The following is a 21946-nucleotide window of genomic DNA, read 5'->3' on the forward strand; positions in this document are numbered from 1 at the left end:
AGACCTGAATACTTCATCATACCCATAATTCCAGCATAAAAGGGAAACTGGATTATTATTCCTGTTGATGCTTTTACTGAATTAAAAGTGGCTTTTAAATAAGAATATGGTGAAAAATGTAAAAAGAGGCCAGCAAAAAGAAATATAAAATTCAAAGTATTTAAATTTAAGGAAAATTCACCCTTTTTTATAATGTAAAAGATGTTAATTAAAAAGATTAAAAAGAAAATCAAAGGGAAAATAAAAGAATTCTCGAGAATATTCAAAAAGAAGGGAAAAGTCTTTTTATCCTCTTCTTTTTCTTCAAGTTCAGGAATTTCGCATTCAATTTTAATTTTGGATAAAAGAAATATAAAAAGAGGTAAAAAACTAACAAAAAGGAACCAAAGCAAAATATTTTGTATGGAAAAGATAGTTTTAGAAATATTTATAACTCCTATTTTACTTTCAAGGAAGTGTCCCTTTGTTGCACAGGTTAATGGAGCACTGCCTGATAATCCTCCGTGCCAGACTAAAAGTCCTGTATAAGCAGAAGCACATAAAAGAGGGTAATTTATATACTTATTTCTTTCTTTAAAGGATTTTCCTATTTCCTTTACAAGAAGTGCTGAAGCAATAAGGGATAAACCCCAGTTGAAAAAAGCAAGAATCATTGAAAAAATTGAAGTAAAAACAATAAAAAATTCTTGACTTAAATTTAAAGAGCTAATTTTTTTAATAATTCTTTTTAAAAGCGGTGATTCTGCTAAAGCACCCCCTGTAACAAGAATTAAAACCATTTGCATTGAAAAGGATAAAAGTTCCCAAAAGGAATTCCCCCAGTAATAAATCATGTCAATAATAGAATTCTCTGTAAGGAAAGCCCCTAAAAGAATTGTAATAATTGTCAGAATCAAAACAAAAATGAAGGGGTCAGGGTAAAATTTTTCAAAAAATAAAAAATAATATTTAAAAAACTTTTTCATTTTTTATAGCAATAAATCTTGTTTCAAATGGATAAAACCTGAAAATTTTTAAAATTTTTTTTAATAACAATTTTTTTGAAGGCCTCATTTCTTCATCAAAAATGAAATTTTTTTTATAAATCTTAAAACCTGCTTTTTTTATTAATTTTTCAAGTTCAAAAAATTTAATAAAATTCAATTCTAAAAGAAAACTTTCAAGAAAAGGAATATCTTCCCATTTTTTATTTATTCTTTTTAAACCCTTTCTGTAAAAAAAATTTTTTATTAAAAACTTTGATAAATTTTTAGGTAAAAAAGGTATTAAAGGAACTTTAAAATGGGGTTCAAAGGGGAAAAAATAGTTAGGTATTGAAAGATATAAAATGCCGCCTATTTTTAATACTCTATTTACCTCTTTAAGAAAATTAAAGCTATCCCTAATGTGTTCAAGTGTGTGAGTACAAATAACAATATCAAAGGATTTATTTTTAAAGGGTAAAGCAAAACCATTACCTATAAGGGGTTTTATATTACTTTCTGCAAGTTTCTTTTTTAAATTAACAACATAAACAAAATCTTTTTCAATATCTAAGGAAAAAACTTTTGCTTTTTTTTCTTCAAGTAAAAAAGAAATGTGGCCAAAGCCACATCCTAAATCAAGAATTTTTTTATTTTTTAAAGAAAATTCACTATCTAAAAAGTTAACAAAAAAAGTATAATCTATTTTCAAATCAGATTTTGATTTTAGATATTTCTCCTTTTCACCTTTTTCCCAATTAGGCATTGAGAGTTTCATCCAGTCCTCATTTTTTTCAGTAATCTCTTTAATTTTCTGATAAATTTTTTCTTTTAGATAATCATTATTCATAGAGGAGCTCTATAGAGGGGAAAGAAAAACTCATCTTTTATAGGTCCCATTTTTTTTCTTTCTTCAACCAGTTCATTATAAACTTTTTCGTTATGAATTACACCGTAAACATAGTATGGAAGATGCCAGTTTGAAAATCCTGATTTGAATAAAAAAAGTTCATCCTCTCCTTTCATTCCTCCACCAAGATGCATTATTTCAAAACCTTTTTCTTTTGCAAATTTAATTGCTTCATAAATTATGATACGGTTTCCTCCATAGTTTCTATAATTAAAATTTGAACCAGTAAGAAAATAGTGGAAAAATTTATTATAACTTAAAAAAAGCGAGGAAGAAATGGGGATTTCCTTTAAAAAAGCAATAAATATATAGGCATTTTCAAAACTTGAAACTAATTCTTTTATTAACCATAAAGGAAAAAAATAGAAATCCCTTGCATTTTTTCTTCTCATCGTTTCAATGTAAAGGGTATAGAAAATTTCTATATCCCTATCTTCTCTCGATATTTTTACTTCAACCCCCTCTTTTATTGCCCTTTTTATTCTTGCTCTGTGATCCCTTCTTAAATTTTTTACAATCTTTTCAAATTTCTCTCTTAAGTCAATAAAAACACTGAAAGTAACAAAATTGGTAATAAAATTCTCCTGAATCAAAGATTTATCGAAAAAATAGGGGTGAAGCCTTCCAAATTCAGCTACAATTTTATTATCCAAAAGAAAAATTTTTAATTCCTTATAAAATTCTTTTGTAAGTGAATGCTTATCTTGTGATTCTACAAGCAAACCTCCACAACCGTAAGGAGTTGATATATCAAAAAAATTGTTAGACTTTATTTTTCGCTTAATAAAAGGAGAAAAAACTTTTCCTTTATCATTTTCATAATAAAAAAACAAGGGCTCACCATCTTCGTATTTTGAAAAAATTTCAATATATTTTGGAGTGTAAAATATATCAGGCAAAGAAATGTTATGAAAATTCTTACCTTCAAAGATTTGAAGCATGTTAAGATTTTAACAGAAATTAATTTTTCTTATCAATTTTTAATTATATATCCCTATACTGGGGAAAGAGTGTGGGCATATCTTTATAATCCTTATATTTTATGAATTCAAATGTAAGTTCTTTGTAAACATCAGGGAAATAAATTTTTTTTGAAATTATATAATTTTTTTCTTTTTTAGAAAAACCTCTTTTAAAATCCAATAAAGAGTCCGGCTTTCCTCTTCCTCCTCCAAGGGAAAAATATTTAAATTTTTTAAAATTTTCCTTTATAAAACACCAGAAAAGAAAATGAGTAGAACCTTTAGTTTTATAGCCTTCTTCACTTAACCCACCTAAAAAATAATGGGAAAAAATGTTATATTTTAAAAATAAACCAGAGGACAAAATATTTTTATCTTTAAAAATGAAATAAAAAGAAGAAAAATCTTTTGTGCTAATTTTTTTAAAAAATTCAAAAGGGAAAAAATGCCTTCTTTCTCCCTGTTTTACTTTTAAAGTATTTATATAAACATCATAAAAAATTTTTATATCTTCAATTTTATTTGATATTAGAAATTCAAAATTATTTTTTTCAGCAAACCTTATATTTCTTCTTACATTTTCATTAAAACTTTTAAAAATACTTTCAGTATCATTAAATTCAGAGAAATCAATGTATACTAAAGGAGATATTACTAAAAGTTCATAATAATCACTTAAAGGAATATGATTTTCAATTAAGGGATGAAATCTAACAAATTCTGAAACAGTTTTTGTATCGGTAAAATAATCCCTTAACTTCTTAAAAATTTTTCTAACATCACCTTTAAAAAGAGGTCCACAAGCACCATAAGGGGAAGTTATATCAGAATAATCCCTGTATTTATCAGGAACATAAGGTAAATTAGTGAAAGATCTTCTAATATAGGGATAAAAAAATCTTAAAGATTCATCTTCATAATATATTGCTTCAACTCTTCCAGGTTCTATTATTGTATTTATCTCCAAAAAGTCATAAGTAAAAAAGGTATCAGTATTTTCAAAATTTTTAAGAATATTCTCCCATTCCTCTTTTGTGTTAATTACTCTCATTCAATATTTAGTTTTTTATTAAAAATCTCTTTCTTTGTATAATTTTTAAAAAAATTTATTATAACCTTTTTAATTATCAAATCACCCCTTATTCTTTTAAAGGGTAAAGGAATAAATTTAGGTAATTTACCCTTTAAAATCTTTTCTATTGAGTCTTCAATTTCCTCTAATTTTAAAGCATTATAAATGTAACCTCCCCTTTCCCTTAATTCTGTTCTTCTCCCTACAGTAATAACAGGAATTTTAAATAGACATGCTTCATAAAGGGCACTTGATGAGTTTCCTATCATAAATTTTGCATTTTTCATTAAAGAAATAAATTCTCTATAGGGTAAATTATCAATTAAAATAAAATTTCCTCTCTGAGCTTCACTAAAAAGAAAATTTCTCATTTCCCTTCCCCCTGGATCATTGTTTGGAGAAATAGCTACAAAGGGTAAATTAAATTTAAAAAGGACTTTAAGGATAATTCTAAGTTCCTCCAAGGATTTTTCCTTTTCAAAGGGAAAGGGATGATGGATTAAAAGAACATATTCTTTTTCCTTTAATAAATTATATTTATTTTTTAAAATTTTATAATCAGGAATCTCTTTAAAATCAAGAGAATAAATTCCAAGATTTCCCACTACGAAAATTCTTCTTTTATCCTCTCCCATTTTAATTAGATTTTTTTTACTATTTATAGTAGCAGGGAAATGAATATGAGCAAGTTTTGAAATACAGTGTCTTATATATGTATCAGGCAACATAAAGGAAGTATTATCTCCACCATGGATATGGGCAAGAGGAACCATTAAAAAATTTGCTGAAAGAGCAGCAGCAAGAACTTCAATCCTATCTCCTAAAACAAAAACTATGTCAGGTTTTAAAATTTTAAATACATGGGTAAACTGGATAATTCCATTTCCAAGAGAAATAGGGAAGACTTCATTAAGATCAGAATCTAAATGGAAGGGAACTTCATAATCTATATTAAAACCATCATTAATTATATCATTTTTTGTTAAGCCAAAAAAGGGTGAAAGGTGAGAACCTGTAACAACAAGTTTAAAATCAAACTCAGGAGAATCTTTAAAAGTTTTCAAAACAGGGTATAAAAGCCCGTATTCAGCCCTCGAACCTGTTATGAAAACTGTTTTTATTTTTTTCATATTTTTTATTATAATTAAAACTTAAAAAATTATTAAAAACAATTTTATACCATAAGGAGGAAAAAATGGAAAAACTTTCTACAAAAGAATATCAGACAGTCTCTTATATATCAGGTCCTCTATTATTTCTTGAAGGGGCGAAAGATTTTTCCTATGCAGCACTTGTAGAAATAATAATGCCAGATGGAACGAAAAGAAAGGGACAGGTTCTTGAAGTATCTGAAAAATACGCTGTAATTCAGGTTCTTGAAGGAACACTTGGACTTGATGTGGCTTCAACTAAGGTAAGATTTCTGGAAGATCAGGTTCATATAGGTGTTTCAAGAGAACTTATAGGAAGGATTTTTAACGGAAGAGGTGAGCCAATAGATGGACTCCCTGCTCCAACACCTGAAAAAAGATTACCGATAGTAGGTGCTGCTATAAATCCAATTGCAAGGGATAAACCTTCTGACTTTATTCAGACTGGAATTTCTGCAATTGATGGATTCAATACTTTAGTGAGAGGACAAAAATTACCAATCTTTTCAGGGGCAGGACTCCCCGCAAATGAAATAGCAGCAATGATAATGAAGTATGCAAAAGTAAGAGGAGAAGGGGAGGAATTCTTGATAATTTTTGCAGCAATGGGTTTAACTTCAAGGGAATATGCATATTTTATGAAGGAATTTAAAGAAAGTGGAGCACTCGGTAGAATAGTTGCTTTTGTCAATCTTGCTGATGACCCTGCAGTAGAAAGACTTTTAACCCCAAGATTTGCTCTTACAGTTGCAGAATATTTTGCCTTTGAACTTGATTACCACGTTCTTGTGATTTTATCTGATATGACAAATTACTGTGAAGCTTTAAGAGAAATTGGAGCAGCAAGAGAAGAAGTTCCAGGAAGAAGAGGTTACCCAGGGTATATGTATACAGACCTTGCAACTTTGTATGAAAGAACAGGAAGAATAAGGGGTAAAAAGGGGTCAATAACTCAGATACCAATTTTAACAATGCCAGATGATGACATCACTCATCCAATTCCTGACCTTACAGGTTATATTACAGAAGGTCAGATTGTTTTATCAAGAGAACTTCACAGAAAGGGGATATTTCCTCCAATTGATATTTTGATGAGTTTATCAAGACTTATGAACCTGGGAATTGGTGAAGGGAAGACTCAACCCTATCACAGGGAATGGAAAGACCAGCTTTATGCTTGTTATGCAAGGGGAAGAGATTTAAGAAGGCTTGTTGCTATTATCGGAGAAGATGCTTTAAGTGAAATGGATAAAAAATATTTAAAACTAGCTGATGAATTTGAAAATGTTATGTTGAATCAAAGAGATAAAGAAAGGTCAATTGAGGAAACTTTTGAAATAGGATGGAATTTAATGGGAATGTTACCCAAAACAGAACTCTCTAAAATTAAAAGAAAATATCTTGAGGAATTTTATAAACAATGGATACCACAGCAAGCAAAAGAAGCCTATTAAAAGGTATTGAAAAAGACGAAATCTGGGGGCCAGTTTTTAAAATGGTCGCCCAGCAGGTGGAAAAGGCGTTTTATACTGGTAATCTGAACGAAAAATATTTTGAAACAATTCTTGAACCTGAAAGAGTTTTAAGAGTCTCTATACCTGTTGTAATGGATAATGGGGAAATTAAATGTTTTGCAGGTTACAGAGTTCAGCATTCAACAGCAAGAGGACCTGCAAAGGGTGGTATAAGATATCATCCTGATGTGACTCTTGATGAAATAGCAGCTCTTTCAGCCTGGATGAGTTTTAAAAATGCACTTGTTAATATACCATTCGGAGGTGGTAAAGGAGGAATAAAAGTTGACCCTTCAAAACTCTCTCATGGAGAGTTAATAAGATTGACAAGGAGATACACATCAGGGATTTTACCATTAATAGGACCATATAGAGATGTCCCTGCTCCTGATGTTAATACAAATGATATGATAATGGATGTTATTATGGATACTTATTCTATGTTTCAGGGTTTTACAACACCCAGTATAGTAACAGGAAAATCTGTTTCTCTTGGTGGTTCTGTAGGAAGAAGGGAAGCCACAGGGAAGGGAGTTTTTTTTGTTACAAAAGAATTTTTGAAAATAAAAAATAAAGACTTGGAAAAACAAAAAATTGCAATTCAGGGTTTTGGAAATGTAGGTTCTGTTGCAGCTTTATCTTTTTATGATGCTGGTGCAAAGGTGTGTGCTGTAACTGATGTTTCAGGGGGTCTTTTTAATAAAAATGGACTAAACATCCAAAAAATTTTGAAATTGATACAAGAAAAAAAATTTTTAAAGGAAATAAAAGGTGAAGGTGATTTTATAGAAAATAAAGATCTCTTTGAGCTGGATGTAGATATACTTGTTCCTGCTGCTCTTGAAAGACAGATAACTGAAAAAAATGCTGAAAAAATAAAAGCCTTTTTAATAGTTGAGGGTGCGAATGGACCTACAACTCCTGAGGCAGAGAAAATTCTTCTGGATAAAGGAATTTACATAATTCCTGACATTCTCGCTAATGCAGGTGGTGTTATTGTTTCTTATTTTGAATGGGTTCAGGATTTACAGTATTATTTCTGGAAAGAAAAAGAAATTTTTGAAAAACTCGAGGAAATTTTGATAAATGCTTTAAAAGAAGTTATCAAGAAATCTGAAGAATTAAAAACTGATTTGAGAACTTCAGCTCTTATAATAGGTTTATCAAGAATAATAGATGCAATAGAAAGGAGGGGAATTTTCCCATAAAAAAAGTAAGTGTATTAATACCAGGTTACAACGAAGCAGAAAATATTGATGATTTAATAAAAGAGATTGAAGATTTTATAAATAAATTTAACTTAAAAGACTGGGAATTTATATATATAGATGATGGATCCACTGATAACACAAGAGAAAAAATAAAACCTTACCTAAAGGAAAAAAATTATCTAAAATTTGTTTCCTATAGAAGAAATATGGGAAAAACTTATGCTTTGCAAAAGGGAATGGAATTAGCAGAAGGTGAAATATTTATAATTTTTGATGCTGACCTTCAGTTTACTTTTGAAGATGCTAAAAGGCTCGTTGATAAAATTGAAGAAGGATTTGACATAGTTTGTGGTAAAAAAACTGGAAAATATAATAAAAAAATTGTTTCTTTTTTCTATAATAATCTAACGAGACTTCTTTTTAATGTCCCTGCTACTGATATGAACTCTATTAAAGCAATAAGAAGGAAAGTTTTAGAAGAAGTTCCTTTAAGAAAGGATTGGCATCGTTATATTGTTGTATGGGGATGGGAATATGGATTTTCTGTTACTGAAATTAAAGTCACTTTAAGACCAAGAAGGCATGGGAAGAGTAAGTACAGAGGTTTAAAGAGAATTTTAATAGGCTTTCTTGACCTTATTGCTGTAAAAATTCAAATTTCTTTTATGAGAAAACCAATGTTACTTTTTGGCACTCTTGGAATTTTTTCCTTTATTACAGGACTAATAGGTGCTATGATTGGAATTTATTTAAAATATTATATCCATAAAAAAGTGAGACTTATTTCAATAATTTTCCTTTTAGCTCTCTTTTCCCTGCTTGGGCTTTTATTTTTTGTGGTTGGTTTTCTTGGTGAGGCTATAGCTGGAATTTATGATAGGCTTGATAGATTAGAAAGAAAAAAATGAGAATTCTTATAACCGGTGCAGGCGGTTTTATTGGGAGTCATTTAGTGGAGCATTTGAGTAAAAAATTCAAAATTTTTGCCTTTTTAAGATATAATTCTCAGGGTGATATTCAAAATCTTAAGTTTTTAAATAAAGAAAATTTTAAAAATATAGAAATAGTTTTTGGTGATTTAAGAGCAAGAGAGGAAATTGAAAAGGTTATTAAAAAAGTAAACCTTGTTATAAATCTTGCAGCAAATATATCTGTTAAAAGGTCCTTTGAAAATCCTGAAGAAGTTTTTTTCAATAATACTTTAATAACTTTTAATATTTTAAATGCCTTAAAAAAAAATAAAATCCCCTTGATTCATTTTTCAACCTCAGAAGTATATGGAAATCCAGAAAAGTTACCAGTTAAAGAAAAAGATAGTAAAAATGCCTTATCACCTTATGCTGCCTCAAAAATTGCTTGTGATGAGCTTGTAAAGTCAATATGTAATTATGAAAATATTCCCTTTTTAATTTTAAGACCCTTTAATACTTATGGGCCAAGACAATCAATAAGATCAGTTATTCCATGGATAATATATGAAATACTGAACTCAAAAGTAATAAAAATTGGAAATTTAAACACAAAAAGGGATTTTCTTTATGTTAAGGATCTTGCTAAAATAATTGAAAAATTGATTGAAAAGGAATACTTTAAAGGTGAAGAAGTAAATATATGTTCTGGAAGATCTTATTCTGTTGGGGAAATAATTAAGTTTTTGTTTGAAATATCAGGAATAGAAAAGAAAATAAAAGAATTAGAAGTAAGAAAAAGACCTTTTAAAAATGAAATTATGGAATTGAGAGGGGATAACAGTAAGATATGCAAAATATTGGGTGAGATTAACTTAACAAATTTCAAGGAAGGGCTTAAGGGAACTTTTGAATTTTATAAAAAAACTGGATTTGAATCCCCTTCAAATTTCAGTTTACTTTGAAAATTTTAATATTAAGATTTTCCTCAGGTGGAGACTTAATTCTTTTAACAGGAATTATAGATAAACTTTTAAAGAAAAACATTGATGTTTTTTTAGTAATAAAGAAAAAGTTTAAAAATATTTTTGATGGGTTTGAAAATTTAAAAATTTTAGAACTGGAAAAGGAAGAAGAAATTTTAAAGCAAAGTTTCGACTATGCTTTTGATTTACAGAAAAACTTAAGGAGTTTCTTTTTAATGAAAAAAATAAAAGCGAAAAAAAAATTATATGCAAATAAAAGAAGTTTAAGAAGAAGATTATATTTATTTTTCAGGTTTCCTTTAAAAGAAAAATCCTTTATAAAAATATTCTCTGAACCTTTAGAAAAAATTTTTAATGAAGATTTTTATGTTAGACCCATATTGAAGGGGGAAAAAGAGTTTAAAGGATTGCCGGAAAAATATATTTTAATTGCTCCTTTTTCATCTAAAGGAAAAAAAAACTTAAAAGATAAAACTTTAAAAAAAATACTTGAAATTAAAAGTAAGGAAAATTTCTGTGTTATTGTAGGTGATGAAAAAAGTAAAAAAGAAAATTTACCTTTCATAAATGATAAAATTATTGATTTAAGGGGTAAAACTGATTTAAATGAATTGTTTTATATAGTAAAAAATTCTTCTTTTGTTATAACAGTTGACTCAATGGTCTCACATATAGCAAGTGCTTATAAAAAAAGTGGTATAGTTTTTTTTGGACCCACTACTTTTCTTTACGGATTCAGACCCTATGGTGATGAATTAAAAATTATTTACAATAAAACTTTCTGCTCACCCTGCTCTCTACACGGGGAGGGAATATGTTTATTTAATAAACGTTGTTATAATTTAAGAATTTTTAATAATTTTATTTTTTAAAAAAAGGGGGGTAATCCCCCCCCTTACCTATTTTTTATAGTTTTAAAAGATACTTAAAACCAAAACTTAAATACTGACCACTTCCATTATCCCAGAATATATGATTATACAAAAATGAAAGTTCAAAGTTATTTTTTATTATAAAGCCTCCACCAAGAACTAAACCAAGATCAGTTTCAGAATCTGATACCGAAACACCTCCAGAAGATGCTTTTGCAGTTTGCATATTAAAACCTAAACCTCCTCCAAAATAAATTGATAAATTTGGGTTTTGAAGAGGAGGATACACGGTGAGCATACCACCCAAAGAGAAATTATTGAAACTTGACTTTACCTCTATCACAGTATCATAAACAGGAACTGAAATTGTTTTTTCAGTAAATATGTTATAATCGATAAGTCCCAATATACCAAGTTGAGGAATAAATTTATACCCAAAATCTCCACCAAATTTGAATCCGAAACCTGCTGCATCAGAAAGGTCACCCATGGGAATATTAAAACCTCCACCAAAACCGATTCTCATCTCCTGGGCACTAAGTATTCCCAGAAGAAAAATCATTACTGTGATATATTTTTTCATTTTATAATTTTTTTTAATAGGGATTTGAACCCAAAAAGCTTTAAATTAAAATAATTAAAATCTTATTTTACCACCTAAAGTAAAGCCCAATCTTGTTACAAAATCATTTTTACCCATTAAAGAAATTCCGTAAGGTAAGTATTCATCAACAACTGCTCCTTTGATAAAGAAAGAAAATGGCATAGCAGGAGGATTTATTGTAACATAAGGTATCAAAGAAAAATGATTTCCATCAGTATCCTGAATTTCATTACCTTCAACTTTTTGAGCTGTTCTCATTCTGTAAATTAACTCAAGTCCAGCTTCACCAATTGCGAATTTATATCCACCCTTTGCAAAAAAGGCAAAATAATCACCATTATCTATTTTAACTGTCTGGAAACCAGGCTGTGGAAAAGGAACAAATATTTTTGTCTCACCTTCAAGTGTAAGGAAATAATATATACCTGCAGAAAGAGAAAACATTGGATTTGGTAAAGTGCCGGTTAAATTGATCATAATAGCATTCTGTTCATCTGTATTTGGAATCTTATTGGTATCCATTTCAGGTCCCAAATCCATAAGAAAACCAAGTTTCCCCTTAAAGAAAGGACCTTTGGCACCAAGGAACAATACTAAATTCTGAAGTGCAAAACCACTTGAAACTGAATTTCCCTGGTCAGGGGAAAATTTATGCTGAGATAATCTTAAATCTCCACCTCCAAAAAGTGTTAGAGTAGGGAATTTGTAAAAATCATATGAACCTCCAAGATAGATGTTCATTATACTGGAAGAACCCCCTATATCATGAGCATTTCCGTCTTTATCGTATCCCTGGGAAGCACTTCCGTATCCGAGATTGAGCCACGCCTCTCCCCCTGCAAATAGGGGAAGTGCTATTAGTAGGGCTATTAATTTTTTCATATAATTACTCCTAAAAAATTTAAGGGATTTGAACCCACATTATTCGTTAACAGGTATCCTGTATTTTAAACCAAAACTTAAAAAACTTGTATTTTTTACACTTGTTAAAATGTTATTATAAGAAAAATTAAAATCAAGAAGCGAAATATAAAAACCTGTTCCAATTCCAAAACCAATTTTTCTCTGTGATAAAACATCTTGTTTTAAGTTATAAATACCTGAACTTATTCTTAAATAAGGAGAAAAAGGTTTTTTAAAACTGAAAGGAACATATTCAAACCCAATATTAAAATCAAATAAATTAAATCCTTTATAATCTTTTTGTGGAATAAAATAAGAATAATCAGATGATAAAGATAAACATAAGATATGATAAATCCTCAATCTGTAAGATAGATCAAATCCAAAACCAGCATTGGATACTTTAGCAAACTCTTGGAGAGGAACATTACCCTTTAGAAGACTTAAAGAAACCTCATGAATAAAATTTGAGGCAAAAAGTGAAGAGCTTAAAATAAAAAACAAAAATTTTTTCATCATAGTTTATCTTAATACAATAAAATTATTTTTTTCAAATGAAGGAGTGTCTACTACAAAATGTTTCTGCATTTTGTTTTTTCCATAAATATACCGCAAACAAATTATCTAATGAATTTTAGAAAAGTAAAAAATATTAAAGTCATAACACTTATTTGTCCTACCCAGAATATAAACATCCATTTTATTATGTTTGCATAACTCTTTGAAATTTCAACTCTTAATTTCCCTGTTTCTTCAATTATCCTTTTATCAATTCTTGCAGTTTCTTCAGTTATCCTTTTATCAAATCTAGCAATATCTTCGGCTCTTAATTTATTAATCTCCTCTGTCAATCTCCTTTCATATCTTTCAGTTTGTAACTCAATTAAATCAATTTTCAGTTTTTCATTAGAAGCATTTAAAAGTTCAATTAATGCATCAACCCCATCTTCTCCAAGTTTTTCCCTTAATACTTTTGGAATAGTTATTATTTTAATAATTAAAATTATAAAGAAAAATCCGAAAAACTCAAATAGGATGTAAAAGACATAACAATACTGAATTTTTATGGTGAATAAGATTCTTAGGAGCGCCTTCTAAAAAATCTTCTTGTATAGCACACTCCAACTTAATTTAAAAAATATCTTTTGTAATCTTGAAAGGGTCTTTTCAGGATATTTTTAAGAAAAAGAATAAGTTGGGTATGCCCTGAAGAATTTTCCTTTTAGAAAGGAGGTGATCCAGCCGCACGTTCCCGTACGGCTACCTTGTTACGACTTCGCCCCAGTCATCCCGCCTGCCTTCAGCTCCACATAAGTAGAGCCTTCAGGCATTCGGGACTTCCATGGCGTGACGGGCGGTGTGTACAAGGGGCGGGAACGTATTCACCGCCGTATTGCTGACCGGCGATTACTAGCGATTCCGGCTTCACGGGGTCGAGTTGCAGACCCCGATCCGAACTGGGGGCAGGTTTTGGGATTTGCTCCCCCTTGCGGGGTCGCTTCCCTCTGTCCTGCCCATTGTAGCGCGTGTGTAGCCCCGGACATAAAGGCCACACGGACTTGACGTCATCCCCACCTTCCTCCCCCTCATCGGGGGCAGTCCCCTTAGAGTGCCCAGCCGGGACATGCCCGCTGTAGCAACTAAGGGCGAGGGTTGCGCTCGTTGCGGGACTTAACCCAACACCTCACGGCACGAGCTGACGACAGCCGTGCAGCACCTGTGCCGGCTTCCCCCAGAGGGGGATCTCCCTCTCTTTCGAGAGGGATACTACCGGCATGTCAAGCCCGGGTAAGGTTCTTCGGTTAGCAACGAATTGAACCACGCGCTCCACCGCTTGTGCGCCCCCCCGTCAATTCCTTTGAGTTTCACCCTTGCGAGCGTACTCCCCAGGCGGCGGGCTTACCGGTTTCCCTGCGCCACGGATTCCCTAACGGGAACCCACGGCTAGCCCGCATCGTTTACGGCTGGGACTACGGGGGTATCTAATCCCCTTCGCTCCCCCAGCTTTCGGACCTCAGCGTCAGGGACACCCCAGGGAGCCGGCTTCCCCACTGGCGTTCCCCACGATATCCACGCATTTCACCGCTACACCGTGAGTTCCGCTCCCCTCTGGTGCCCTCTAGTCGGGTAGTTTCGGACGCAGCCCATCCGTTAAGCGGATGGATTACACATCCGACACACCCGACCGCCTACATCCCCTTTAAGCCCAGTGATTCCGGGCAACGCTTGCCCTCCCCGTATTACCGCGGCTGCTGGCACGAGGTTAGCCAGGGCTTCCTCTGGGAGTACCGTCATCCCAAGAGGCTATTCGCCTCCCAGGACATCGTCCTCCCTGACAGGGGTTTACACCCCGAAGGGCTTCTTCCCCCACGCGGCGTCGCTGGGTCAGGGTTTCCCCCATTGCCCAAGATCCCCTGCTGCTGCCTCCCGTAGGAGTGGGGCCCGTGTCTCAGTGCCCCTCGGGCCGGCCACGCTCTCACGCCGGCTACCCGTCATAGGCTTGGTGGGCCATTACCCCACCAACTACCTGATGGGACGCGGCCCCCTCCCTGGGCGGGAGCTTGTAAACAGAGGCCCCCTTTCATCTCAGAAGGATACCCTCCTGAGACAATATGGCGGATTAGCCCAAGTTTCCCTGGGTTGTCCGCCTCCCAGGGGCAGGTTAGCCACGTGTTACTCCGCCGTCCGCCGCTGAGGGGGTTTCCCCCCTCCGCTCGACTTGCATGCATTAGGCACGCCGCCAGCGTTCACCCTGAGCCAGGATCAAACCCTCCATCAAAAAATAATTTTCAAATTTAAAATTTCATCTCTTCAGGGCATACCCAACCCAATTTTCAAATACCAAAATTATATATAATATTATAACTCAAAAAAAATTTTTTTTCAAGTCCATTTTCCCCTTAAACTAACCTGAAATAATTATAAAATAAAATTTTCACAATTTCAAACTTTTTCTTTCAAACTTTTAACAAAAATCTTCTCAGCAATGTCTCTATCAACCGATATTACACTTTCATCCAGTTCTATCATAAATAAAGGCCTTTTCTTTAAAACCTTTACTATTACCCCTGGCATTAAACCTAAACTAACAAGCTTATGTAAAATTCTCCTATCATCAGTATCAATAGAAATAACTTTAACAAATTCTCCTTCCTCCACATAAGTTAAAGGTAAATGAATGGGTTTTATAGTATTAAACTTCTTTTCACCACAGCATTTACCACGAGGTATAGGCTTTCCATGAGGACAAAATCTTGGATGCCCAAATAATGAACAAATTCTATCCGTCGCTTCTTCATTTAAAATGTGCTCCAAACGACAAGCAGCTTCACTGGAATAATTATTATTAACTTCCACAAGCTCATAAAAAAGCCACTCAGCAAGTCTTAATCTCCTTATAATATCCAATGCCGCATGTTTCCCTCTCTCAGTAAAAACCCATTTTCCATTTTCTCTTTTTACAAACCCTAATTTCATTAATTCCTCATAATCCCTTTCCTCAATTTTATACTTTATAACAGGGTAAAATTCTTCTTCACTCCACCCTTCCTCTTTTAACCACAAAAGCTTTAATGCTTCCTCTATCCTTATTTCCATTTCAATTTCCTTAAAATTTTACTTAAAAAATTCTCAATTTTAACATCCGAAAATACAACATTTTCGTAAAAACAATAAGGACACCTTGCAAATTTACATGAATTTTTAAAAATATTATAGGGACATTTCAAACATACCCTATTTTCATAGTCTGGCACAAAAGTGTTTCCACACATATTACATTTTACCTTTAAACCGGCCATTTTGCAAGAATCATCCTTACTAAAAAACCTGCTGTTATAGCATAAATTATAACAAAAACTGAAATATAAAAAGCCACTTTTAAACCCCTCTCCTTTATTATAACTAAAAAATTAGCTATGCATGGCATAAAGAGGGTAATTGTAACTGTACTTACAATCACTTGAGCAGCACTTAATAGCCCTTTTTCTTTTAACATAAGAAATCCTGCTGCCCCATAATCCCTTCTTAAAAAACCCATTATAAAACCAACAGCTGATTCCTTCGGTAAACCAAGAATATTTGTAACCACTGGTCTAAATAATTCTTCAAAAAAATTAAGTATATGAGATAAATCAAGTATAAAAAGAAGAAAAGTTCCTATAATGAAAATTGGAATTACCTCCTTTAAATACCACTCTACTCTTGCTATTGTTTTATAAAATATATTTCTTAGACTTGGAATCCTTAATGGAGGAATTTCCATTATAAAAAATGATTTCTCTCCCCTTATCACCTGAGAAGAAAGGAAACCAACAATAATCATACTTACTAATATTGTAACTCCCCAGATTATAAGTGCTGAAAAAGATATAGAAGATGTCAAAGCAAATATTACTCCCATCTGAGCAGAACATGGAACAGCAAGTGCAAGTAAAAGTGTAACAATAATTTTTTCCTTTTTTGTTTCAAGAGTTCTTGTTGTTATAGTTGCCATTGTGTCACAACCAAGTCCAAGAATCAAAGGTAGAATTGCTCTCCCAGAAAGACCTATTTTTTTAAAAAAATTATTCAACAAAAAAGCAAGCCTCGGGAAATATCCTGAATCCTCAAGTATTCCAAAAGCAATAAAAAAAGTTAAAACAACAGGGAAAATTATAGCAAAACCATAAGTTAAAGCCATCGTAAAAATTCCAAATTCTCCAACAAAAAGATCTTTTATTAAAAAAGGAACAGGAAGTAAATTAAAAAGCTTTATAAGAAAGGGATTTATAATTTCCCCGAATAACTTGTTTTCAAGCAAATCTACAAGAAAACCTGCACCAAAAACACCAACAAATAAATGAAGTAAATATAAAGTTATCACAATGAATATAAATCCTCCTACAGGATGTATCATAAAATTATGGAGTAAATCGCTTACTATGTTTTTGTAAATTACTTCTCCTTTCTTCATTACAAGAGAAACAATTTTTTCAATATTTTTATTTATATCAGAAATGATATAAAATTCAACAGGTTCATAAAGAGAATTTTCAAAATTTTCCCTTATCTTTAGTACATATTTATAATCTTCCTCCTTTAACTTATTCTTCAAAAGGTTTTCAACATCCTCAAACCTTGCAAGAAAAAGATGTATAATACCTTCTTTCTTTTCAATTACACCTTCAAGTTTTTTCTCTATTTTTTTAAAAATTTCAAAAATTCTCTTTTCAGGTTTAAAATCAAAATAGGGTATGGAAGCCTTTTCTAAATTTAAAAAAAGCTCCCTTATACCCTTTCCATGGATTGCAACAGTTTTTACAACAGGTATTTTTAGTTCATTGCTCAATTTCTTTTCATCTATCTCAATACCTCTTAACTTTGCTTCATCTGTCATATTTAAAACTAAAACTGTCTTAAACTTAAATAAAGAAACTTGATACAGAAGAACTAAGGCTCTTTTAAGATTTTTTGAATCCGCAACTAATATCACAATATCCGGATTTTCTTCAAGCAAAATTCTCACAGTCACCCTCTCATCCTCTGTTCTTGGCAGTAAACTCTGAACACCTGGTGAATCTATCACATAAACATCCTTATTACCCTTTAAAAAACCACCCGAAATTTCAACAGTTGTACCTGGATAATTGGAAACAGTTACATACTTTCCTGTAAGATGATTGAATATCACAGATTTTCCAACATTAGGATTTCCAACAATAACTATTTTTTTTACAGGAGACTTAATAAGAGTATTAAAATGTCTATGCATAATTTAATTTACTATAAATTTTTAAAAAATTCAAATTTTATATGCCTTTAAAAATCTTCAATAACAAGTTATAGGCGTGTATATTTCCTGCTATTATATTTCCTGTTTTTAGATGATTCCTTTTACCCTCCATATCACTTGTTTTTCCTCCTGCTTCTTCAACAATTAAAACCCCGGCAAAGATATCCCAAGGCGAAAGTCCAAATTCAAAAAAACCATCGTATCTTCCGCATGCTACATAGGCAAGGTCTTGAGATGCTGAACCAGGTCTCCTTAAGTCATCTGAACTTTCAAAAACTTCTTTAAATTTTCTATAATACAAATCCCAGTATTCCCTCCTTCTGAATGGAAAACCTGTTCCTATTATAAATCCCTTTCTTTTCCTTGATACATGTATCCTTTTCCCATTTAAATAGGCACCCTTATTTTTTATTGCATAGAAAAGCTCATTTAAAAGGGGAATATAGATGAGCCCTACAAAAGGTTCACTCTCTTTTACATACGCAATTGAAAAGGAAAAAAAGGGTAATTTCTGAATAAAATTTCTCGTTCCATCAAGGGGGTCACATATAAACATTTCTTCAACATTTTTTCCACCCATCTCTTCACCTAAAAAAGGAATATTTTTAAATTTTTTTGAAAGAATTTTTTTAACTTCCTCTTCCACTTTAAAATCCACCTCAGAAACATAATCTCTTTCCATTTTTTCTTTATATTTCAAACTATTTTTTCTATATTCTCTTATAAGAATATCACCTGCCTTCAGGGCACATTTTTTAAATTCTTCAAGAATTTCTTCGTAAATTTTTCTCATTTTAAAAATACTTCTTGGACATTATTTTTTTAAGTTCTTTCAAAAGCTCCTTTATTTTCTGAGATTCATATTTAGGAAAAACAAGTATAATATCACCTGAATCAATAAAAGCAAGGTTTTCAATTTTATAAAATATAACCTTTTTTTCCTTTGAAAAAACTATATTATTTTTTGAATCAAGAAAAATTGGATTACCCTTAAAAGTATTACCCTCATTATCCCTCGGTAAAACATTTTCAAAGGAAAGGAAAGAACCAAGGTCTTCCCACCCAAAATCTGATGGAATAGAGTTCAATCTATTTGTTTTTTCTAAAACACCATAATCTATTGAAGTTTCAGGAATCATTTCAAAAAATTTTTTTACCTTTTTGTTTTCAAGATATTTCAAAAGTTCATAAATTGAAGGATTTGCCTCTTTTAATATATTAAAAAAGCCCTCAGCCTTAAAGATAAAAATTCCTGAATTCCACATAAAATTTCCTCTTTTTAAATAATTTAAAGCCTTCTCCTTATCTGGTTTCTCATGAAATCTTAAAACTTCCCTTATTTCCAGGTTATCCTCTCTATAAAGAGAATTACCAAGCTCTATATAGCCATAACCTGTTTCAGGTCTATTAGGTTTTATTCCAAAAGTAATAATAGAGTCTTTAACATTTTTAAAGGCAAAATTTACTATCTTGTTAAAAATTTTTTCATCTTTTATTATATGGTCAGCAGGAAATATACCTATAACAGCATCCTTTGATTTTTTATATATATAAAAAGTGCTGTAAATACATGTAGCAAGGGTATTTTTTGGAAATGGTTCTTTTAAAATTTTAACACCCGGTAGATATTTTTTAGTAATATTTGCAAGATAAGAAGGAACTATTACAATTATATTTTTTTCAGGAACTATTTTTTTTAATCTATTATAGGTAAGATTTATAAGAGGTTTATCAAGTATTTCAATAAAAGGTTTTGGCTTTTTTTCTCTTGAAAGTGGCCACAACCTTTCACCTTTTCCACCAGCCATAATTACCGCAAAGAAATTCTCCATTTAAAAACCCTCCTTTAAAATATAATCCCTAAATTTTTGTGCATCTTCCCACATATATATATTATTAAACAAAACAAAAACTTCTCCTTTAATACTTTCTATTATTTTTTTAATTTCTTCAAAATCTGCTTCATTAAATTTGTATTTATACATTTTTCTTCCATGCAACCTTAAATAAATAGGGGAAGTCTCAACAATTACTTCCTGATGGAAAGGATCAACTGCCTGAAAAATTTTACATTCTTCAAATATTCTTTTAAGAGTATTTTTATTCCAATTTCCTCTTGCTTCCCAGAAAAACAGTAAGCCATCTTTATTTTTAAAAAAATTTTTAATATTTTTTATATTCTCTTCTGTTTCACTAAAAGAAGAAGGAGTTTGAAATACTATACCCTTTGCATTACAGATTTCAGCAAATCTTTTTATATCAAGCCACGCTTTTTCTACTTCTTCTGTATTTTTAAAAAAACCATAATTTCCCCTTTCACCGTAATCTTTTTTTGACCTTTTGTAAGTAGGAGAAGAAGCCGGATGGGTTATATGCTGGGGTGCCTTTAAAAAAAGATGAAAATCTTTTAAATTTTCTATTTTTTTTCTCAAATTTAAAGCCTTTTTCTCTCCTGGCACAGTATAAAAGGTCTCCTGAATTTCACAGGTATTAAAAAAATCAAAATAGTTTTTCCTTGAGGGAGAAGCACATAACCCTATGTAAATCTTCATAAAAAATTAAGGCTCTTTATCTTTAAAAACTCTGCTTATAAGAAAACCAAGTAATAAACTTATTAAAAAGGCTGGAAAAAGTTCATAGAGGTATTTTGTCAATTTAAAAACATCCTTCCATAATATAGTAACAAGAGGACCTGTTATAAGACAGGATATTGCTCCAAACCTATTGAATTTTTTATCATAAAGGGAAAGAATTATTACTGGTGAAAAGGCAGCACCAAGCGCACTCCAGGCATATAAAACAAACCTGTAAATAAACCTGACCTCTATTAAAGCCAAGAAAATAGCAATTAGAGAAAGAATAAGTATTAAAAATCTCGTTCCCCAAACAAGAAATTTTTGCCCTGGTCTTTTACCCTTAAAAGCAAGAAAAAGGTCATTTATTAAAGTTGTTGATGAATACATTAATTGAGAATCCGCAGTGGACATAATAGCAGCAGTTACAGCAGAAAGAATAATACCTGCAAGCACAGGATGTAAAAAGGAACTTGTAAATAAAGGTAAAATCTTTTCAGGATCGGAAGGGAGAGATAATCTCCCCATCTCAACCAGGACTCTACCTGCTATTCCAAGAGTACAGGCACCAAAGTAAGATAAAATTGCCCAGGATATAGCAATGAAACCCGCCCTTTTACCTTCTTCTTCATCTTTTACTGTAAAATACCTTATGATTACATGGGGCATACCAGGATAACCAAAAGCAATTCCAATTGCCTCACCTACTAAAAAACCAAGAATAAAAAGAGAGAAATTTTGAGGTCCCCAGAGCTGTGTAAGACTTATTTCAGATGCTTTTTTCAGAAACTCTAATGGTCCTCCAGAAATAAATATTGCTATAACAGGAAAGATAACAAGGACAAAAACCATTAAAAGCCCTTGTAAAAGGTCAGTATAGGATACAGCTGCATAACCCCCCATAATAACATAAATTGCAATAATAAAAGCACCTATAAAAACACCAGTTTTGTAACTTGTAAGTCCCATTCCTTCCAGCTGTTTACCAGAACCTGTAAATTGTGCAACAACATAAGCAGTCATAAATAAGACAATAATAAGACTTGATAAAACTCTGAAAATGTGACTCTTATCCTTTAATTTATACTCAATATAATCGGAAATTGTGACACTTTTATATAGATCCGTTTCTCTTTTTAATTTTGAAATTATAAACAAAGCATTGAACCAGTAACCGAGAATTCCCCCAAGAGCAATCCAGTATGAACCAAAACCATGAACAAAACCGTAACCGGATAGACCTAAAATTAACCATGCACTTTCAGCAGAAGCTGAAGCAGAAATAGCTGTAACCCATTTACCAAGATTTTTTCCTGCAACTACAAAATCTTCATAGGTTTTTGAATATTTTTTCTCTCCTATAAAACCAATTGTTATTAAGAGAATAAGATAAAATACAAAGGTTATCCAGATAGCAAATTGAGAAGCATTCATTTTTTATCCCCTTTTACATATCTTAATACCGAATACCACATTAAAAAAGTTGGAATTATTATAAAAATTAAAAATAAAATTAAATCCTTTAACAATTTCATAAATATTTTA

General features: G+C 31.5%; 21 protein-coding genes and 1 rRNA gene. 5 read left to right on the plus strand and 17 right to left on the minus strand.

The annotated features are described in order from the left end of the window. The 5 genes from ABIN73_01780 to neuC form a co-directional block, all read right to left on the minus strand. Positions 1-965, minus strand: a 965-nt coding sequence (locus ABIN73_01780) for a TIGR00366 family protein (GenBank protein MEO0268456.1), incomplete at its 3' end; no start/stop codon positions are given. After that, a complete protein-coding gene (locus ABIN73_01785; protein MEO0268457.1) occupies positions 949-1812 on the minus strand; it encodes a class I SAM-dependent methyltransferase in 864 nt (287 codons plus the stop codon). The genes ABIN73_01780 and ABIN73_01785, both read right to left, overlap by 17 nt. Beyond that, entirely contained in the window at positions 1809-2813 is a 1005-nt protein-coding gene (locus ABIN73_01790) for a GNAT family N-acetyltransferase (protein ID MEO0268458.1), read from the minus strand. Before ABIN73_01790 ends, ABIN73_01785 begins: the two co-directional genes overlap by 4 nt. A gap of 43 nt (positions 2814-2856) precedes the next feature. Then, positions 2857-3885, minus strand: a complete 1029-nt coding sequence (locus tag ABIN73_01795; protein MEO0268459.1) for a hypothetical protein — start codon at positions 3883-3885, stop codon at positions 2857-2859. Next, complete coding sequence (gene neuC / locus ABIN73_01800; GenBank protein MEO0268460.1) at positions 3882-5036, minus strand: UDP-N-acetylglucosamine 2-epimerase; 1155 nt, start codon at positions 5034-5036, stop codon at positions 3882-3884. The genes ABIN73_01795 and neuC overlap by 4 nt, the downstream gene beginning before the upstream one ends. Positions 5037-5101: 65 nt before the next feature. Between neuC and ABIN73_01805 the strand changes: the two genes are divergently transcribed. From ABIN73_01805 to ABIN73_01825, 5 genes are read left to right on the plus strand one after another with little or no spacing between them, the layout of a single operon-like run. Next, positions 5102-6511: a V-type ATP synthase subunit B gene (locus ABIN73_01805; GenBank protein ID MEO0268461.1), complete on the plus strand. Its 1410-nt coding sequence runs from the start codon at positions 5102-5104 to the stop codon at positions 6509-6511. Further along, complete coding sequence (locus tag ABIN73_01810; protein MEO0268462.1) at positions 6478-7779, plus strand: Glu/Leu/Phe/Val dehydrogenase; 1302 nt, start codon at positions 6478-6480, stop codon at positions 7777-7779. Before ABIN73_01805 ends, ABIN73_01810 begins: the two co-directional genes overlap by 34 nt. Positions 7780-7796: 17 nt before the next feature. Further along, positions 7797-8690, plus strand: coding sequence for a glycosyltransferase family 2 protein (locus ABIN73_01815; GenBank protein ID MEO0268463.1), 894 nt, complete (start codon positions 7797-7799; stop codon positions 8688-8690). Then, a complete protein-coding gene (locus tag ABIN73_01820) occupies positions 8687-9655 on the plus strand; it encodes a GDP-mannose 4,6-dehydratase (protein MEO0268464.1) in 969 nt (322 codons plus the stop codon). Before ABIN73_01815 ends, ABIN73_01820 begins: the two co-directional genes overlap by 4 nt. Beyond that, positions 9652-10548 (plus strand): glycosyltransferase family 9 protein, encoded by an 897-nt coding sequence (locus ABIN73_01825; GenBank protein MEO0268465.1) that lies wholly within the window; start codon positions 9652-9654, stop codon positions 10546-10548. The genes ABIN73_01820 and ABIN73_01825 overlap by 4 nt, the downstream gene beginning before the upstream one ends. A gap of 34 nt (positions 10549-10582) precedes the next feature. Here the strand turns inward: ABIN73_01825 and ABIN73_01830 are convergent, their stop codons facing one another. The 12 genes from ABIN73_01830 to ABIN73_01885 form a co-directional block, all read right to left on the minus strand. After that, the gene (locus tag ABIN73_01830) at positions 10583-11131 is read right to left on the minus strand and encodes an outer membrane beta-barrel protein (GenBank protein ID MEO0268466.1); all 549 of its coding nucleotides are present in this window, start codon (positions 11129-11131) and stop codon (positions 10583-10585) included. Between the two features lie 54 nt (positions 11132-11185). Next, a complete protein-coding gene (locus ABIN73_01835; GenBank protein ID MEO0268467.1) occupies positions 11186-12034 on the minus strand; it encodes a hypothetical protein in 849 nt (282 codons plus the stop codon). Positions 12035-12073: 39 nt separating this feature from the next. Then, positions 12074-12574, minus strand: a complete 501-nt coding sequence (locus ABIN73_01840) for a hypothetical protein (GenBank protein ID MEO0268468.1) — start codon at positions 12572-12574, stop codon at positions 12074-12076. A gap of 101 nt (positions 12575-12675) precedes the next feature. Continuing rightward, entirely contained in the window at positions 12676-12906 is a 231-nt protein-coding gene (locus ABIN73_01845; protein MEO0268469.1) for a hypothetical protein, read from the minus strand. 375 nt (positions 12907-13281) lie between these two features. Beyond that, a 16S ribosomal RNA gene (locus ABIN73_01850) occupies positions 13282-14834 on the minus strand. Between the two features lie 164 nt (positions 14835-14998). Further along, a complete protein-coding gene (locus ABIN73_01855; GenBank protein MEO0268470.1) occupies positions 14999-15652 on the minus strand; it encodes a metal-dependent transcriptional regulator in 654 nt (217 codons plus the stop codon). Further along, positions 15643-15828 (minus strand): hypothetical protein, encoded by a 186-nt coding sequence (locus ABIN73_01860; GenBank protein MEO0268471.1) that lies wholly within the window; start codon positions 15826-15828, stop codon positions 15643-15645. The genes ABIN73_01855 and ABIN73_01860 overlap by 10 nt, the downstream gene beginning before the upstream one ends. Positions 15829-15842: 14 nt before the next feature. Further along, positions 15843-17807, minus strand: coding sequence for a ferrous iron transport protein B (feoB, locus tag ABIN73_01865; protein MEO0268472.1), 1965 nt, complete (start codon positions 17805-17807; stop codon positions 15843-15845). A 37-nt stretch (positions 17808-17844) separates the two neighbouring features. Then, the gene (locus ABIN73_01870; protein MEO0268473.1) at positions 17845-18621 is read right to left on the minus strand and encodes an inositol monophosphatase family protein; all 777 of its coding nucleotides are present in this window, start codon (positions 18619-18621) and stop codon (positions 17845-17847) included. A 1-nt stretch (position 18622) separates the two neighbouring features. Beyond that, positions 18623-19660 (minus strand): sugar phosphate nucleotidyltransferase, encoded by a 1038-nt coding sequence (locus ABIN73_01875; protein ID MEO0268474.1) that lies wholly within the window; start codon positions 19658-19660, stop codon positions 18623-18625. After that, positions 19661-20380: a DUF72 domain-containing protein gene (locus ABIN73_01880; GenBank protein MEO0268475.1), complete on the minus strand. Its 720-nt coding sequence runs from the start codon at positions 20378-20380 to the stop codon at positions 19661-19663. It abuts the gene before it with no gap. Positions 20381-20386: 6 nt separating this feature from the next. Further along, entirely contained in the window at positions 20387-21835 is a 1449-nt protein-coding gene (locus ABIN73_01885; GenBank protein MEO0268476.1) for a sodium/proline symporter, read from the minus strand. Between the last annotated feature and the right edge of the window lie 111 nt (positions 21836-21946).

Source organism: candidate division WOR-3 bacterium (assembly GCA_039804025.1).
Classification (GTDB): domain Bacteria; phylum Hydrothermota; class Hydrothermia; order Hydrothermales; family JAJRUZ01; genus JBCNVI01.

What these genes read in the sequence shown, in the direction of transcription:
- ABIN73_01785 (MEO0268457.1), bottom strand. Translation starts at nt 1,812, where the DNA reads ATGAATAATGATTATCTAAAAGAAAAAATTTATCAGAAAATTAAAGAG.
- ABIN73_01790 (MEO0268458.1), bottom strand. Translation starts at nt 2,813, where the DNA reads ATGCTTCAAATCTTTGAAGGTAAGAATTTTCATAACATTTCTTTGCCT.
- ABIN73_01795 (MEO0268459.1), bottom strand. Translation starts at nt 3,885, where the DNA reads ATGAGAGTAATTAACACAAAAGAGGAATGGGAGAATATTCTTAAAAAT.
- neuC (MEO0268460.1), bottom strand. Translation starts at nt 5,036, where the DNA reads ATGAAAAAAATAAAAACAGTTTTCATAACAGGTTCGAGGGCTGAATAC.
- ABIN73_01805 (MEO0268461.1), top strand. Translation starts at nt 5,102, where the DNA reads ATGGAAAAACTTTCTACAAAAGAATATCAGACAGTCTCTTATATATCA.
- ABIN73_01810 (MEO0268462.1), top strand. Translation starts at nt 6,478, where the DNA reads ATGGATACCACAGCAAGCAAAAGAAGCCTATTAAAAGGTATTGAAAAA.
- ABIN73_01820 (MEO0268464.1), top strand. Translation starts at nt 8,687, where the DNA reads ATGAGAATTCTTATAACCGGTGCAGGCGGTTTTATTGGGAGTCATTTA.
- ABIN73_01830 (MEO0268466.1), bottom strand. Translation starts at nt 11,131, where the DNA reads ATGAAAAAATATATCACAGTAATGATTTTTCTTCTGGGAATACTTAGT.
- ABIN73_01835 (MEO0268467.1), bottom strand. Translation starts at nt 12,034, where the DNA reads ATGAAAAAATTAATAGCCCTACTAATAGCACTTCCCCTATTTGCAGGG.
- ABIN73_01840 (MEO0268468.1), bottom strand. Translation starts at nt 12,574, where the DNA reads ATGATGAAAAAATTTTTGTTTTTTATTTTAAGCTCTTCACTTTTTGCC.
- ABIN73_01855 (MEO0268470.1), bottom strand. Translation starts at nt 15,652, where the DNA reads ATGGAAATAAGGATAGAGGAAGCATTAAAGCTTTTGTGGTTAAAAGAG.
- ABIN73_01860 (MEO0268471.1), bottom strand. Translation starts at nt 15,828, where the DNA reads ATGTGTGGAAACACTTTTGTGCCAGACTATGAAAATAGGGTATGTTTG.
- feoB (MEO0268472.1), bottom strand. Translation starts at nt 17,807, where the DNA reads ATGCATAGACATTTTAATACTCTTATTAAGTCTCCTGTAAAAAAAATA.
- ABIN73_01870 (MEO0268473.1), bottom strand. Translation starts at nt 18,621, where the DNA reads ATGAGAAAAATTTACGAAGAAATTCTTGAAGAATTTAAAAAATGTGCC.
- ABIN73_01875 (MEO0268474.1), bottom strand. Translation starts at nt 19,660, where the DNA reads ATGGAGAATTTCTTTGCGGTAATTATGGCTGGTGGAAAAGGTGAAAGG.
- ABIN73_01880 (MEO0268475.1), bottom strand. Translation starts at nt 20,380, where the DNA reads ATGAAGATTTACATAGGGTTATGTGCTTCTCCCTCAAGGAAAAACTAT.
- ABIN73_01885 (MEO0268476.1), bottom strand. Translation starts at nt 21,835, where the DNA reads ATGAATGCTTCTCAATTTGCTATCTGGATAACCTTTGTATTTTATCTT.